The 13,293-nt window shown below is 63.8% G+C and carries 12 protein-coding genes, 1 tRNA gene and 2 pseudogenes; 7 read left to right on the top strand and 8 right to left on the bottom strand.

The features are described from left to right. Positions 1-50: 50 nt before the first annotated feature. From LT972_RS05840 to LT972_RS05830, 3 genes are all read right to left on the bottom strand, one after another. Complete coding sequence (locus LT972_RS05840; protein ID WP_232572258.1) at positions 51-1,775, bottom strand: Na+/H+ antiporter NhaC family protein; 1,725 nt, start codon at positions 1,773-1,775, stop codon at positions 51-53. 185 nt (positions 1,776-1,960) lie between these two features. Beyond that, positions 1,961-2,035 (bottom strand) — tRNA-Glu (locus LT972_RS05835). A 56-nt stretch (positions 2,036-2,091) separates the two neighbouring features. Then, positions 2,092-4,065: a 3-hydroxyacyl-CoA dehydrogenase/enoyl-CoA hydratase family protein gene (locus LT972_RS05830; RefSeq protein ID WP_232572257.1), complete on the bottom strand. Its 1,974-nt coding sequence runs from the start codon at positions 4,063-4,065 to the stop codon at positions 2,092-2,094. Between the two features lie 158 nt (positions 4,066-4,223). Between LT972_RS05830 and LT972_RS05825 the strand changes: the two genes are divergently transcribed. From LT972_RS05825 to LT972_RS05810, 4 genes and pseudogenes are all read left to right on the top strand, one after another. Continuing rightward, positions 4,224-4,661 carry a hypothetical protein gene (locus LT972_RS05825; protein WP_232572256.1) on the top strand — a complete coding sequence of 146 codons (438 nt, stop codon included), beginning with the start codon at positions 4,224-4,226 and terminating at the stop codon, positions 4,659-4,661. Between the two features lie 24 nt (positions 4,662-4,685). Further along, positions 4,686-5,087 (top strand): annotated as a pseudogene (locus tag LT972_RS05820) (DNA-3-methyladenine glycosylase family protein); the annotation flags it as partial. Positions 5,088-5,167: 80 nt separating this feature from the next. Then, positions 5,168-5,689 carry a hypothetical protein gene (locus tag LT972_RS05815; RefSeq protein ID WP_232572254.1) on the top strand — a complete coding sequence of 174 codons (522 nt, stop codon included), beginning with the start codon at positions 5,168-5,170 and terminating at the stop codon, positions 5,687-5,689. 48 nt (positions 5,690-5,737) lie between these two features. Then, complete coding sequence (locus tag LT972_RS05810) at positions 5,738-6,316, top strand: DNA-3-methyladenine glycosylase family protein (protein ID WP_232572253.1); 579 nt, start codon at positions 5,738-5,740, stop codon at positions 6,314-6,316. 91 nt (positions 6,317-6,407) lie between these two features. Here the strand turns inward: LT972_RS05810 and LT972_RS05805 are convergent, their stop codons facing one another. The 3 genes from LT972_RS05805 to LT972_RS05795 all read right to left on the bottom strand — a co-directional run bounded on the left by LT972_RS05805 (position 6,408) and on the right by LT972_RS05795 (position 9,040). Then, positions 6,408-6,794 carry a hypothetical protein gene (locus LT972_RS05805; RefSeq protein WP_232572252.1) on the bottom strand — a complete coding sequence of 129 codons (387 nt, stop codon included), beginning with the start codon at positions 6,792-6,794 and terminating at the stop codon, positions 6,408-6,410. A 721-nt stretch (positions 6,795-7,515) separates the two neighbouring features. Then, complete coding sequence (locus LT972_RS05800) at positions 7,516-8,493, bottom strand: tyrosine-type recombinase/integrase (RefSeq protein WP_232572251.1); 978 nt, start codon at positions 8,491-8,493, stop codon at positions 7,516-7,518. Between the two features lies 1 nt (position 8,494). Then, positions 8,495-9,040 (bottom strand): ribbon-helix-helix domain-containing protein, encoded by a 546-nt coding sequence (locus LT972_RS05795; RefSeq protein WP_232572250.1) that lies wholly within the window; start codon positions 9,038-9,040, stop codon positions 8,495-8,497. 53 nt (positions 9,041-9,093) lie between these two features. Between LT972_RS05795 and LT972_RS05790 the strand changes: the two are divergent. Continuing rightward, positions 9,094-9,276 (top strand): annotated as a pseudogene (locus LT972_RS05790) (DNA-3-methyladenine glycosylase family protein); the annotation flags it as partial. A 30-nt stretch (positions 9,277-9,306) separates the two neighbouring features. On the opposite strand, the gene LT972_RS05785 reads toward LT972_RS05790, so the two are convergent. Further along, positions 9,307-10,140 (bottom strand): spondin domain-containing protein, encoded by an 834-nt coding sequence (locus LT972_RS05785; RefSeq protein WP_232572249.1) that lies wholly within the window; start codon positions 10,138-10,140, stop codon positions 9,307-9,309. 167 nt (positions 10,141-10,307) lie between these two features. Next, the gene (locus tag LT972_RS05780) at positions 10,308-11,642 is read right to left on the bottom strand and encodes an ATP-grasp domain-containing protein (protein WP_452176540.1); all 1,335 of its coding nucleotides are present in this window, start codon (positions 11,640-11,642) and stop codon (positions 10,308-10,310) included. Between the two features lie 88 nt (positions 11,643-11,730). Here LT972_RS05780 and LT972_RS05775 point away from each other — a divergent pair, with 88 nt between their 5' ends. Then, positions 11,731-12,753, top strand: coding sequence for a succinylglutamate desuccinylase/aspartoacylase family protein (locus tag LT972_RS05775; protein WP_232572247.1), 1,023 nt, complete (start codon positions 11,731-11,733; stop codon positions 12,751-12,753). Positions 12,754-12,899: 146 nt separating this feature from the next. Then, positions 12,900-13,292 carry a succinate dehydrogenase, cytochrome b556 subunit gene (gene sdhC, locus LT972_RS05770; RefSeq protein ID WP_232572246.1) on the top strand — a complete coding sequence of 131 codons (393 nt, stop codon included), beginning with the start codon at positions 12,900-12,902 and terminating at the stop codon, positions 13,290-13,292. Position 13,293 lies beyond the last annotated feature (1 nt).

Raw genomic sequence — 13,293 nt, 5'->3', positions numbered from 1 at the left:
GTGGTGGCCGGACGCAGGCGCAGTCGCGGCCGGCTACCCGCGTCGTCCCGTCAGTACGGGATGACGCGGAATCCCTCGGGCAACACGAACCCGAACAGGAGGAACAGCGCCGCGGTGATGGCGGCGGTGATGACGGCGTACGGAATCTGGGAGCGCACGTGGACCATGTGGTCGCTGCCGGACGTCGAGGACGCCAGCACCGTGGTGTCGCTGATCGGCGACGAGTGGTCGCCGAAGATGCCGCCGCTGAACACCGCCCCGAGCACGAGCGGGAGGTTCGCGCCCGTCGCGAACGCGAGCGGAATCGCGATGGGGAACATGATGCCGTACGTCGACCACGACGACCCGTCGGAGAAACTCACGAACGCCGTGGTGAGGAAGACGACGACGGGCACGACGAACGCCGGGATGTTCCCGAACGTCGCGGTGATGAACGACGCGACGCCGAGGACGGTGACGGCGTTCTGAATCGAGGACGCGAACATCAGGATGACGGCGGCGAGCAGGATGCCCTTGAAGCCGACCATCGCGGCGTCCGTGGCGTCCTTGTTCGAGGGGATGTTCCCCTGCAGGCGGTACATCAGGAACGCCACGGCGAACGCGGCGACGGACGCGATGCCGAGGCTGACGCCGCCGATGTTGAACGACCACGGGCCGGCGGGCGGCGCGACCAACTGCCACTCCGCGACCCGGAGGAGCGTCGACCCGGTCGCGCCGTCGACGTAGATGACGGGGCTCGCGCGCCAGAACATCGCGCCGAGACCGACCACGATCATCGTCAGGATGGGCACGGCGAAGTTGCGCCAGTGGGGGGTCGCGCCCTCGTACACCTCGTAGCGGTCGAGTTCCTCGGAAATCATCGGGTCGTCGTCCTCGCCGACGACGCCGTTCCCGGCGCGGGCGCGGGACTCCTCTCGCCCCATCTCGAAGATGTTCGGGAACACCTGCCACGCGACGAGCGCCGCGATTGCGAGTGCAATCCACGAGTAGAAGCCCGTGAACAGGGTGTTGAAGAACAGCGGCCAGATGGCGCCCGTGACCGCGTTCCCCTCGGCGCCGACGAACCCGCTCATCCCCGACGGGAGATTCCCCTGACTCGCGGCCTGCTCGATGCCGCCGCCGATGAACCCGACCATCGCCGCGCCCCACGTCGAGTAGAAGGCGAGGCGGGCGGCCGGCGACCCGGCGGAGTCGACGTAGTACGCGAGTTTCGCCCGCGAGACGTTGAACCGGTCGGTCAGCGGGCGCATCATCGACCCGACCACCAAGCAGTTGAAGTAGTCGTCGATGTGGACGGCGATGCCCGCGAGGAACGCCGCCTTCTCGGCGTCCGCCGAGTCGTCCACGCGGTCGGCGAGCGCCTCGAGGACGCCACGAATCGCGCCCGACCGAATCATCAGCCCGATCATCCCGCCGATGGCGAAGATGGCGAGCAGGACGTTCTCGACGTACCACGGCCCGAACAGCGGCGCCGTCGCGATTATCTCGGGGACGACTTTGAGACCGAACACCGACCCGAGCAGGACGCCGCCGAGGCCGACGCTCCACGAACTCGCGTCGTCGGCCTGCGGCGAGACCTCGGCGACGTGCGGCCCCGCCCGAATCAGGTCGTCGGGCACGCCGACGGCCGCGGGATTCAGCGCGCCGTAGACCACGCCGGCGGCGACGACGCCGACGAACAGCCCGATTTGCGCGTCGCGCGTCCGCCACGCCAGCCCGATGGCGAGCAACGCCGGGACGATGGACAACGCGCCCGCCTCTACACCACTTACCATGGTGGGACAAACCGGCCGAGGAGTACTTACATCTTTGGCGGCCTGCGTCGGCGGTACAGCGGCCGTAAAGCGTGTTCGGCGCACGATACGACGGCGTCTGGACAGTACTGAAGCCGAAGGCGACGCGCGTCCCTCCCCCCAACGTACACGCTTCGCTGCGCGATTTTCTCGCTTCGTTCGAAAAGTGCTCGGTCAGGGATTTGAACCCTGGTCGTCGGCTCGAAAGGCCAACATGATTGGCCGGACTACACCAACCGAGCGACAACAAACCGTTCCCGCGAGAGTAGTTTAAACGTGTCGTTCTCCGGGTGCCGTGTCAGTGACCCTCGAATTCGGGGTCGCGGTCCGCGGAGAACGCGCTGATGCCTTCCATCAGGTCCTGGGTGTTCATCAGTTGGCCGAACGCCTGCGCTTCGATTTCGAGGCCGGCGTCAGTGTCGTCGCGGCCGGCGAGCATCGCGCGCTTCGTGTAGCGCTGGGCGATGGGCGGGCCGGCGGCGAGGTCGCGGGCGAGTTCCCACGCGCGGTCCTCGAACTCGTCGTTCGCGACGACCTCGTTCACGAAGCCGTAGTCGGCCATCGTCTCGGGGTCGAAGCGGTCACCGGTGAAGATAATCTCCTTCGCGCGACCCTCGCCGACGATGTGCTTCAGACGCTGGGTGCCGCCCCACCCCGGCAGGAGACCGAGGTTGTGTTCGGGCTGTCCGAGTTCGCTGCGGGTGGACGCGACGCGCATGTCCGCGCAGGTCGCGAGTTCCATCCCGCCGCCGAGACAGTAGCCGTCGATGCCGGCGACGACGGGCACGTCACAGGCCTCGAGTTTGCCGAACGTCTGCTGGCCCTTCCGGGAGAGTTCGACGGCGTCGATGGGGTCCGCGCTCCCCGCCATCGACTGGACGTCGGCGCCCGCGGAGAACGCCTTCTCGCCGGCGCCCGTCAGGAGGATGGCGCGCACGTCGTCGTCCGCGGCGAGCACGTCGACGGCCTCCGAGAGCTCGTCGAGGAGTTCGCCGCTGATGGTGTTCATGCGGTGCGGGCGGTCGATTTCGAGGTGGCCGACCTTCCCGTCGACGGAGACGGCGACGCTACTGAACGACGGCGTGTCGCCCTCGCTGTCCTCGGCGGACGCGTGGAACTGGTCGCCGCTCTCGGCGAGCGTCCCGAGGTACTCGGCGGGCTCGTAGCGCGCCGCGCCGGTCTCCTCGTAGAGGTTGTCGAGCGTCTCGTAGAGGTAGTCGATACCGGCGTCGTCGGCCATCTTCGCGGGGCCCTCGGGGTAGCCCGCGCCGAGCATCACGGCCTCGTCGATTTCCGCGGGGTCGGCGACGTCGTTCCCGACGAGCTTCGCGACCTCGTTGGCCATCACGGCGACGAGGCGGTCGGCGACGTCCTCGCGAATCTGGTCGGTCGGCACGTCCGCGCCGCCGTCGTCGTAGTCGTAGAAGCCCTCGCCCGTCTTCTTCCCGAGTTTCTCGGCTTCGACCTTCTCGACGAGCAGCGGGCACGGCTCGTAGGCGTCGCCGAGCACGCCCTGCATGTAGTCGAGCACGTCGTAGGAGACGTCGACGCCGACCTGGTCGGCGAGTTCGAACGCGCCCATCGGCAGGCCGATGTCGTACTTCGTCGTGGAGTCGACCTCGGCGATGGTCGCCACGTCGTCCTCGACGAGCCACGCGGCCTCGTTCAGGAGCGGGACGAGCACGCGGTTGACGATGAACCCCGGCGAGTCCTTCCGGACGCGCACCGGCGTCTTCCCCATCGCCTCCGCGAGGTCCTCGGTCAGGTCGAGCACCTCGGGGTCGGTGTGCGCGCCGGAGATGACCTCGACGAGCTGCATCCGCACCGGCGGATTGAAGAAGTGCATCCCGCAGAACCGCTCCGGGCGGTCCGTGACCTCGGAGAGTTCCGTGACGGACAGCGAGGACGTGTTCGTCGCGAACACGGCCTCGTCCGGGGCGTGCTGTTCGAGTTCCCGGTAGACGTTCTTCTTGATGTCCATCTTCTCCGGCACCGCCTCCACCACGAAGTCGGCGTCCTCGACGGCCTCTTCGAGGTCGACGATGGGCGTCACGCGGTCCAGCGCCGCCTCCGCCTCGGCCTCGCCGATCTGCTCTTTCTCGGCGAGTTTGTTCAGCGACCACTCGAGTTGGTCGTAGCCCTTCTGGACGAACTCCTCTTTGATGTCTCGGAGGTGTACGTCGAAGCCGGCGAGCGCGGCGACTTCCGCGATGCCGTGGCCCATGTTTCCTGCGCCGAGAACGGCGATGGTCTCGATGTCGTCTACGTCCATGCCCGAACGGTCGCTTGCACACCCGTTGAACCTTTCCCTCTCGCCGGCTGACAACGTTGCACGCGTTTACACGCGTGGAAACGAGTCGCCGACGGACGGTGTCGTTCGCGGCGTTCGACACGCAAGGTACTTTTCGGACGCCAGACAAGTCCGGTCGTATGGACGACACCCCGCTCGCGGCCCTCCTCGGTCTCGGCGTCGGACTCACGCAGACGGTCGTACAACTGTTCGTGGTGGACGGCGCGAACGCCACCCCGTTCGACAACGTCGTCGAAGTCGCCCTCCAGTCGCTCGTACTCACGACGCTCCTGCTCGCCATCGTCCCCGGCGCCGCCGTCTACGGAGCGATGCGATTCGACGCCCCGGTCGACCGCCCGATTCGTCTCGCGACCGCGGTAGCCGCCGGGACCGGCGCCGCCGTCGCACTCAGTTATCCCGTTCTGTCGCCGATTAGTCAGGGCGTTCCCTTCCTCGAAGTCGCGGACCCGGAACTGTTCGTCGCGCTCTCGGTGAACGCCATCTCGCCCGCGGTCCACGGCGGCGTCGGCGCGCTCGCCGGCTTCCTGCTCGGGGCGCGCCGCGAGCGCAACACGTAGGCCGTCCGAGTCCCTGCCCCCGGTATGGCCGACCCACACGACGCGCTCCGCGACGACCCGGACCTCGCGCCGCTCGTCGCCGAGCACGGCGAACTCGAACTCGACCCCGCAGACGACCCGTTCGAGCGCCTCGTCGTCTCCATCGTCCGCCAGCAGGTGTCGATGGACGCCGCGGCCGCCATCCGCGAGCGCCTGTTCGACGCCGTCGAGGTGACGCCCGCGGGCGTCGCGAGCGCCGACCCCGAGACGCTCCGGGACGCGGGACTCTCCACTCAGAAGACCGACTACGTGCGGAACGTCGCCGAGGCGTTCCACGACCACGGCTACGACCACTCGCACTTCGCCGGCCTCGCGAACGACGAGGTCCGCGACGAACTCACCGCCATCACGGGCGTCGGCGACTGGACGGCCGAGATGTTCCTCATGTAATTAATTGGGTTTCAATAGATTTCAATTCTTCCTCAATCAGGGAAAAGTCTAACACACTACTTGATAGCCATCACGTCATGGTGTCCGTCGACGTGGTGGTTCCACTGATTCAGCTTATTGCGCTCTTCCTGCCAGCATGGGCTGTTGTAATGCAAGTTTTCTCGAAACTGGTGAAGAGTGTCGAGCTACAGAAACAGCCGACACTAATGCCTTTCTTCGGGATCGGTTTCGCCATGGCAGGAGCTTCTCTCTACCTCTTTGGCCGAGCAGGGATGGAAATTATGATTTTTCTCACCAAGGAGAATAATATTCTGTCGGAGGACTCCTTGAGACAGGCACTCATAGGAGTGGGTCAAGGGGGATTGGCTTTCACTGGGTTAGGTGTGATCGTCCTCATGACTATTGCCTTCCAACAAATCTCGGACCCTGAGATAAATTACGTCGTGGCATTTACTGCTATTTTCATTGCCATTCCTTGGTTAGGATGGGAACTCAATCGGCCTGTAGCAACGCTAATCATGATGTTAATCGCATTTGCTTTGTCGGAATTGTTGATAATCTCTCAGTACCCCAGAGCCGAAGGCCAACACAGCGATTAACGAGAAGAGGCATAACTACATCAACGTCTGTTCCTTCCCTTGGTGTGAATGAGCGAGCAAGCCGTCGAATATCTCCGCGACGACAGAGTCCTCAGCACGGTCGTCAACGAACATGGGCCAGTTACTCTCGAACCTGTTGACAATCTCTTTCAACGGTTCGTCATCTCAATTATTCGCCAGCAGGTATCTATGCAATCAGCTGCCGCAATACGCGAACGCCTTTTCGACACTATTGACGTCACCCCCAGATCCATCGAGCGTACCAATACCGAAGCCCTGCTCAATGTAGGTCTCTCACAAGCGAAAGCCGACTACATCCAAAACATCGCTACTGCATTCATGGAAAACGAATACTCCCATGCCTACTTTGAAGAAATGAGCAACGACGACGTCGTCACGGAACTCACCAATATCAAAGGCGTCGGCCCTTGGACGGCTCGTATGCAACTGATGTTTGGGTTGGGTCGGCCTGACGTCTTCCCCGTCGAGGACCTCGGCATTCGAAAGGGAATGGAGACTCTCTTTGAAGAAGAGATGACGAGGGGAGAAATGCGAGACGCGGCAACCCGCTGGAAGCCGTTTCGATCCTATGCATCTCTCTATCTTTGGAAGGCCTACGAGGACTAACCCACCGCCTGAACCACATTATGCTGATTGAGTTTTCAGCACTCTCAGATACAGACTTTGCAACGAAATCGATAATCTACCTATGAATCAGTTAGTCTGACTCCTCCTCTAATTTTGTAAATTTGGGTAATTGCTCTTCTATATCATCAAGGTCCATTCCTCGATACTGCTCTCTGAACTCTTCATGCCACGGAACAACGGTATCTATCGTGTCGATCTTTCTCACCGCCAAATCAGACCGTGTCAATACCTCAGCCAACTTTGAGGGATCTCTAATCTCGGGAAACTGGCCCACCTTAGCCTCCCCTAAATCCACAGCATAACTAACGGACCACCAGACTTTCTCCGTGGGGTTGGTATCCGCAACCTCAATCAAGACCTCTTCTAATCGCCCTGAGTTGAGGTTAAAGTACCCCTCAACATGACGCACTCCCAACTCTTTGATGGGCCTGTCTGTATTAAATGAGTCCTCATTCATACGTTCTATTTGTAATGCGTTCTGCCTAATCCTTGTGGTGCCACAACGGGCATAATGACCTGAAGTATTCCAGTAAACTGGGGTGTCAAAGATAGCAACGGAACGACGAACGACAACCGCATGGGAGGGCATCGGGGGAGACAGATTTCCCACCAAATTACCACGGCATAACAGGGGGCAGTAAGCATCCCCGCACCGAATCGGTGCCGTATCGTCTCCGCCCCCTCCGCAGTTGGACCACGGGGTGGGAACCAACACACCACACCGAATCCTTAATGGTTCTTAATAACTAGTCCAGATGACGTGCGTACACGCGTGCCTCGGCGCTCGCGCTAAATTACGACGAGGGATGGTATACACAGCAATAGCACAACGACGGTGTAGTGTACCACAGCAACGTACCCACGGTGTAGTGAACGAATTTATGGAACCCCGGCCCGCGCTGGCGCACGTCCGCCGCCGTCGCTTGGCTGGCTGGCTACGTCGAGGTTCGCAGTCTGCTCGCCTCCTCGTGGACGTCCTCGGCGGCGGAACAGTCACGGCGGGCCGTGGCCGTCACGACGTCGAAGGTCTGAGGGGTGTCTCTGGAACCGCATCCTCCTGTGTGTCCGTCAGAGCGATTTCTTGCGTCGATAGGATGATTTCCTCTCGGAAGAATCTGAAGCCGCTCAAAGACCACTCACACCGATTCTGAGAAAGGGCAGTATGCGCGCCAGTTATACTACTCGGAACCAAACGTATTGACGACCATTTCCTCCGTACCCTCCGCGTAGAACTTCTCCGTGGTATCAACCGACGAGTGGCCGAGATGAGCCTTCAATTCATCGAAGGAAACACCGCGCTCGTTGTGCTGGTACATCGCGTGGCTATGCCTAAGCAAGTGGGGGGTGACGCGGTGGTACTTACGCCCGTCTTTCGACACATGATCAACCTCTTGTATTCCCGCGTTCTCCGCCGCCTTCTTCACGACTCTCGCAACACCACTCTCCGTCAGGGGCTTCTTCCGTCCGAGGAACAGCCTGCGCGACTCGTTGGCGTACTTGTAGCGGAGCCGTCCGTTCCGAACCCAGTCACGGAGAAGTGGGTTAATCTCCCCCCGTGGATAGGAAACAGACCGTGATTCGTCCGTCTTCGGCGCGTACACCTTGATACAGGGTTTCTGGACGTCAATGTCGCTTCCCTCGCCGTCAACAGAACCATCCCGCCCTATGTCAATTCGGACGACTTCACTCACTCGCGCCCCCGTCCAGAATAGCAGTTTCACGAGCAGTTCGTTCCTATCGGTCGGTTCAGGAACACTCTCGGCCAACTCGTAGACCTCAGCCTTCGTGAGGTAGTCCTTCGCATCGTCCTCCGCTTTCTTCTCCGCCTCCGTCTTCGCCTTCTGTGCCTTCTTCCGAATCGCCTTCCGCTTCATCCGCTTAATCGGATTGTTGTCAACCAAGTCCTCCACAAACAGATGATTGTATGCCGCCGAGACGGAGCCATACCGCGATTCAATGGTGTTCGGTGCATATCCCTCGTCAACCAACCAATCGACGTAACGGGAAATGTCGCGGCGACTCACGTCCTCGACGTCGTCAACGTCCACGAACTCCGAGAACTCCGAAAGATGGCGCTCGCGGATACTCACGGTATTCTCCGAGGCCTCCTGATTCAGTTCCAGGTCAACAACGAACTCCTCGAACTCCTCGAACATCTCACTCGTCACCTCGTTCCCGATTCCGCACGTTTGCTGGCTGTCCCCTCACGCGGAAATACTCACTCGGCCCCCGTGGCTTCGTCCGAACATAGGACAGGTTCTCCTCCAAATACTCCAGCGCGTCCTTCACTTCCCCAACACTCACGTTCCCCGACTGTTCCTGCGCGACGTCCCACAGCTCGCTCTGCGTCTCACTCTCCCACTCCGCGAATCGGTCGGCGTGAACTTCCTCAAGTTCGCCCGCAATGTCGTGGCCAAGTTCCACGATCTCCGACGGGTACTGAGTCGCCGTCGCCGCCTCGACGTCCTCGAAGCCTTCCAGTAGGTCGGCCATCTGTTCGCGGAGTGTGGCCTGTGTCTCTGCAACCTCAGTTAACTCCGCTTCAACTTCGCGGGGAACCCCGTCGCCGTCACTCTCCCTTGCAATCTCCTTCCGTACTGATGATCGAACTAACTCGCTGATGCTTCCATAATCAGTTTCCTCGACGTACTCCTCCCAGTCCTCCTTCGTCGCCTCGTTCACGCTGACGCCAACGTGTGGCATACCTCTGTCTTCGCAACCCACTTTGAAAATAGTTTTCACAAATTCGGGACACGTTCCTCATGTTCGCGCTCGGGCGCGAGGACGTGTTCCCGGTCGGCGACCTCGGCATCCGGCGCGGGATGGAGCAACTGTTCGGCGACGACACGACACGCGGCGAGATGCGCGAGATTGCGGGACGGTGGGCGCCCTACCGGTCGTACGCGTCGCTGTACGTGTGGCGGGCGTACGAGGGGTGACGGCGCGGACCGGGCGCGGGTTCCGCGCGGTCAGTCACCGTCGAGCCGTTCGACCTGCACGACGGCCGCGGGTTCGCGCCAGTCGTACACCTCCGGCGGGAGGTTCCCGACGCCCTGAATCCCCGGGTGTGGACGAATCACGCCGTCCTCCGCGATGTCCTCGTCGCTCTCGCCGGTCCCCTCGGGTTCGCCGCCGAGAATCAGCGTCTTCGCGGGCGGCACGAGGTCAGCGAACAGTTCCGTGTTCTGCTCGGTTCCCACGTCGTAGCCGTTCGCGTAGTGCGTCTCGGACTCGTTGACGGCCTCCGGGAGCGCCACGGTGTCGAGGCCGACGATGCCGTCGTTCGTCGCGACGAGCATGCTCGCGAACGTGAGGTGGGTCGCGCTCGCGTCCGCGGACAGTTCGAGTTCCGCGTAGTACGGGTTCCCGGTGTCGCCCGGGTCGCTTTCGGGGACGAGCGCCGCGTCCCCGACGCCCGCCGCGCGAATGCTGTTCGTGTCCTCGATGAGCGAAACGAGCGGGTCGAGGTTGCCGTTCTCCGCGAGTTCCCTCGTGGGTTCGTTCGCGGGGTCGCCGACCGAGAACACCTCCACGTCCGGCCGGTGGAGCGCGACGGCCGGCGGCGTGAACGGCTGGCCACGCGTCAGGTTCGTCACGGTCACGCGGTAAGTTCGCGCCGCCTTCCCGTCTGCCGACTGCGCGGTGACGAACGGCGCGCCGCCGAGCGCGAGCGCGCCGACGCCGGCGCCGCCGAGTGCGAGCGCTCGCCGTCGCGTCATCACGGGGCCGCCCGCTGTCGTCTCCGAGCCGCCCGCCGTCGTCTGTCGGTTCGCCGTCGTCTCTCCGAGGTCGTCCGCAGTCATAGTTTCAGCCCGCCTCGCGGCGGTGTGCGGAGTTGGCACTGCGGCGTTTTTGTTATGAACTGGCGGCGCGAGAACGCAGAGCGGACGGCTGATGGAGGCTTTCTGCTTACTCGGAGTAAGGCGAGTGTGCGACCCGACTCCGGGCGGGCGTTCGGCGAGCCTACCGACTACTCCTCGTCGCTGCTGGACTCCTCGCCCGTGCGCCGGCGCACGTCGACCTGGTAGTGCTGGAGGATGTCGCGGCCGAGCAACAGCGGGTAGTCCATGTGACCGCGGTCCTCCAGCGAGGCGGCGACGGTGTGGCGGTCGCCCGCGACGCCGACGACGATGTCCACGACCGGGCGGGCCTTCCCAGACTTCACGCTCCCCGATTTCACCTTCGTCATCGACTTGATGGGGCCGGCGCCGATTTTCGCCGCGAGCCGGGTGTCGATGCTCGTGCGGGACGCTCCCGTGTCGGACTTCGCGACGATGCGCTCGGTGCCGCTCGTCCCGGAGACGAGCACGTCCTCGGTGTACCCGATGACGTTCGCCTCCTCTCGGTCCGGCGTCGGGTTCGCCTCGACGTCCGCGGGCCGCGAGTCGTCCAGCGTCTGCGCGAGGCGTTCGACCTCGTCGTCGTCGACCTCGCCGCCAGCCGTCTCCACGGCGAGTTTCGCGATGTACGGCGCGGGACTCACGCCCGTCGCCTCGAACAGGCCCTTGAACCCCGCGGTGGGGTTGACTTCGAGGAGGTGCCAGCCGTCGTGGCCCTCCACGAGGTCGACGCCCGCGTAGTCGAGGCCGATGCGGTCGGCGGCCGCGAGCGCCATGTCCGCGGCGTCCTCGGGCAGGTCGTCGACGCCCTCCACGTCGCCGCCGAGCGCGACGTTCGTCCGCCAGTCGTTCTCGGGCGCGTACCGCCGCATCGTCCCGACGATGTCGCCGTCCACGATGTAGACGCGCAGGTCGCGGTGCCGGTCGCCGTCGCGCTCGACGAGTTCCTGCAGGAACGCGTACCGGTCGCCGACCCGGGGGTTGACCTGCTCGTCGGCGGCAATCTTCCACGTCCCGCCGCCGTGCGTGCCGATGGCGGTCTTGTAGACGACCTCGTCGCCGTACTTCGCCTTCTCGTCGTTCAGGCGGTCGGAGTCCAGCGCGAGCGTCGCGTCCGGTAGACTCACTTCGCTCTCGGCGAGCGACGTCGCGGTCGCGAACTTGTGGAACGCCGTCAGCACGTTCTCCGGGCGGTTCAGCGTCGGGCGCAGCCGGCTCAGCGAGAGCGCGAGACCGAGCAGTTCGCAGGGCTGTTCCGTGTTCGAGAGCAGGAGGCGATTCGCCACCACGTCGACGTCGGGCTCCATGCGCGCGACGCCGTCCTCGATGTCGACACAGAGGTTGTTCTCGCGGAGCCACACGCCGCGGTGGCCGAGCGCCTCGACCGCGTTCACGATCGCCTTCGTCTCCTTGCTGTTGTGTAGGCTGAGTACGCCCACCGAGACCGAGTCGTCCATTGTCGGGATTGACACGCGGAACGAGCAAAACGGTGCCGGTGCGTCCCAGTACGAGGGGACTCGCGCCTTTTTACGTGTTCGCCGCGAAGCCGGTGGCATGACCGACGGGGCGTTCACGTACAACGGCGGCCGGGTGGACCCCGGAGAGCGAGCGGACATCCGGTACAGCATCAGCGAGACGTACCTCGGCGACCCGGTGCGCGTCCCGGTGTCCATCGTCAACGGCGAACACCCCGGGCCCACGGTGTTCCTCACGGCGGCGATTCACGGCGACGAACTGAACGGCATCGCCGTCGTCCGCGAGGTCGCCCACGAGTGGGCGCACACCAACCTCCACGGGACGCTCGTCTGCATGCCCGTCGTGAACGTCCCCGGGTTCATGGCCCAACAGCGCTACCTCCCCGTCTACGACCGCGACCTCAACCGCTCGTTCCCCGGAAAGGAGGGGTCGACGAGCGCGAAGCGGATGGCCGACCAGATATTCCGGAACTTCGTCGAACCCTGCGACTACGGCGTCGACTTCCACACGTCGACGCGCGGCCGCACCAACATGCTTCACGCGCGAGCGGACATGAGCGACGACGCGGCGGCGCGCCTCGCGCGGTCGTTCGGCACGAACGTCATCATCGACAGCGACGGCTCCAGCGGGACGCTCCGCCGGGAAGCCACCGAAGCGGGCGTCCCCACCGTCACCGTCGAGATGGGGGAAGCCCACCGGTTCCAGCGGCCGCTCATCGACCGCGCGCTCGACGGCGTCGCGAGCGTGCTCGCGGAGTACGAACTCTACCCGAGCGAGCCCGTGAACTGGCCGGGGTGGCGCACTATCGTCACGTCCGACCAGAAGACGTGGCTGCGCGCGGACGCCGGCGGCCTCGTGGACATGCACTACGAGCGCGGCGAACTCGTCCGCGAGGGCGACACCATCTGTACCATCTCGAACCCGTTCAAGACCGACGTGGTTCGTGTCACCGCGCCCTTTACCGGCCTGCTCGTCGGCGCGCTCGAGAATCCGGTCGTCTACCCCGGGAACCCGCTCTGTCACCTCGTCGAGTTGGACGAACGCACCCAGCGAGCGTACGAACGCGACCGCACGGACACGATGCCCGAGCGACCGACGTGACGCCGCCGCGACCCCGCGGCGCGCTGCCCGAACACGTTCCCGAATCGACAGTCGAGAACGCCGATTGTGTCGCCCGACGACGCCACCAGCAGGGGGCCCGCGTGTAGTAACTTCTATGTGCAGAGGGGCCTCACCTTCCGAATGGTATGAGTGAGTCGTACGACCGAGGCCTCGTCGAGGACTTCGGCCGGTGGCGGGAGTTCTCGGCCGGCATGTGGGCCTGGGTGTTTCACAAGTTCACGGGGTGGGTTCTCATCGGCTACCTGTTCACCCACATCTCCGTCCTGAGCACGTCGCTCCAAGGGCCGGAGACGTACAACCAGACGCTGAGCGGGTTGGAGAGCCTCGCGCTCGTCCGCCTGCTCGAGGTCGGACTGCTCGCGGTCGCCGTCTTCCACATCCTCAACGGCATCCGCTTGCTGTTCGTCGACCTCGGCGTCGGCCTGGAATCGCAGGACAAGAGTTTCTACGCGTCGCTCGTGTTGACCGGCGTCATCGTCGTCGCGAGCGTGCCGACGTTCCTCACGGGGGCATTCTAAG

Source organism: Halobacterium litoreum, from assembly GCF_021233415.1.
In the GTDB taxonomy this organism is placed as follows: Archaea; Halobacteriota; Halobacteria; order Halobacteriales; family Halobacteriaceae; genus Halobacterium; species Halobacterium litoreum.
Note: the sequence above shows the minus strand (reverse complement) of the source record. Positions and strands in the feature narration are given on the sequence as shown.

What these genes read in the sequence shown, in the direction of transcription:
- LT972_RS05805 (WP_232572252.1), bottom strand. Translation starts at nt 6,794, where the DNA reads ATGAATGAGGACTCATTTAATACAGACAGGCCCATCAAAGAGTTGGGA.
- LT972_RS05810 (WP_232572253.1), top strand. Translation starts at nt 5,738, where the DNA reads ATGAGCGAGCAAGCCGTCGAATATCTCCGCGACGACAGAGTCCTCAGC.
- LT972_RS05795 (WP_232572250.1), bottom strand. Translation starts at nt 9,040, where the DNA reads ATGCCACACGTTGGCGTCAGCGTGAACGAGGCGACGAAGGAGGACTGG.
- LT972_RS05815 (WP_232572254.1), top strand. Translation starts at nt 5,168, where the DNA reads ATGGTGTCCGTCGACGTGGTGGTTCCACTGATTCAGCTTATTGCGCTC.
- LT972_RS05830 (WP_232572257.1), bottom strand. Translation starts at nt 4,065, where the DNA reads ATGGACGTAGACGACATCGAGACCATCGCCGTTCTCGGCGCAGGAAAC.
- LT972_RS05825 (WP_232572256.1), top strand. Translation starts at nt 4,224, where the DNA reads ATGGACGACACCCCGCTCGCGGCCCTCCTCGGTCTCGGCGTCGGACTC.
- LT972_RS05775 (WP_232572247.1), top strand. Translation starts at nt 11,731, where the DNA reads ATGACCGACGGGGCGTTCACGTACAACGGCGGCCGGGTGGACCCCGGA.
- sdhC (WP_232572246.1), top strand. Translation starts at nt 12,900, where the DNA reads ATGAGTGAGTCGTACGACCGAGGCCTCGTCGAGGACTTCGGCCGGTGG.
- LT972_RS05840 (WP_232572258.1), bottom strand. Translation starts at nt 1,775, where the DNA reads ATGGTAAGTGGTGTAGAGGCGGGCGCGTTGTCCATCGTCCCGGCGTTG.
- LT972_RS05800 (WP_232572251.1), bottom strand. Translation starts at nt 8,493, where the DNA reads ATGTTCGAGGAGTTCGAGGAGTTCGTTGTTGACCTGGAACTGAATCAG.
- LT972_RS05785 (WP_232572249.1), bottom strand. Translation starts at nt 10,140, where the DNA reads ATGACTGCGGACGACCTCGGAGAGACGACGGCGAACCGACAGACGACG.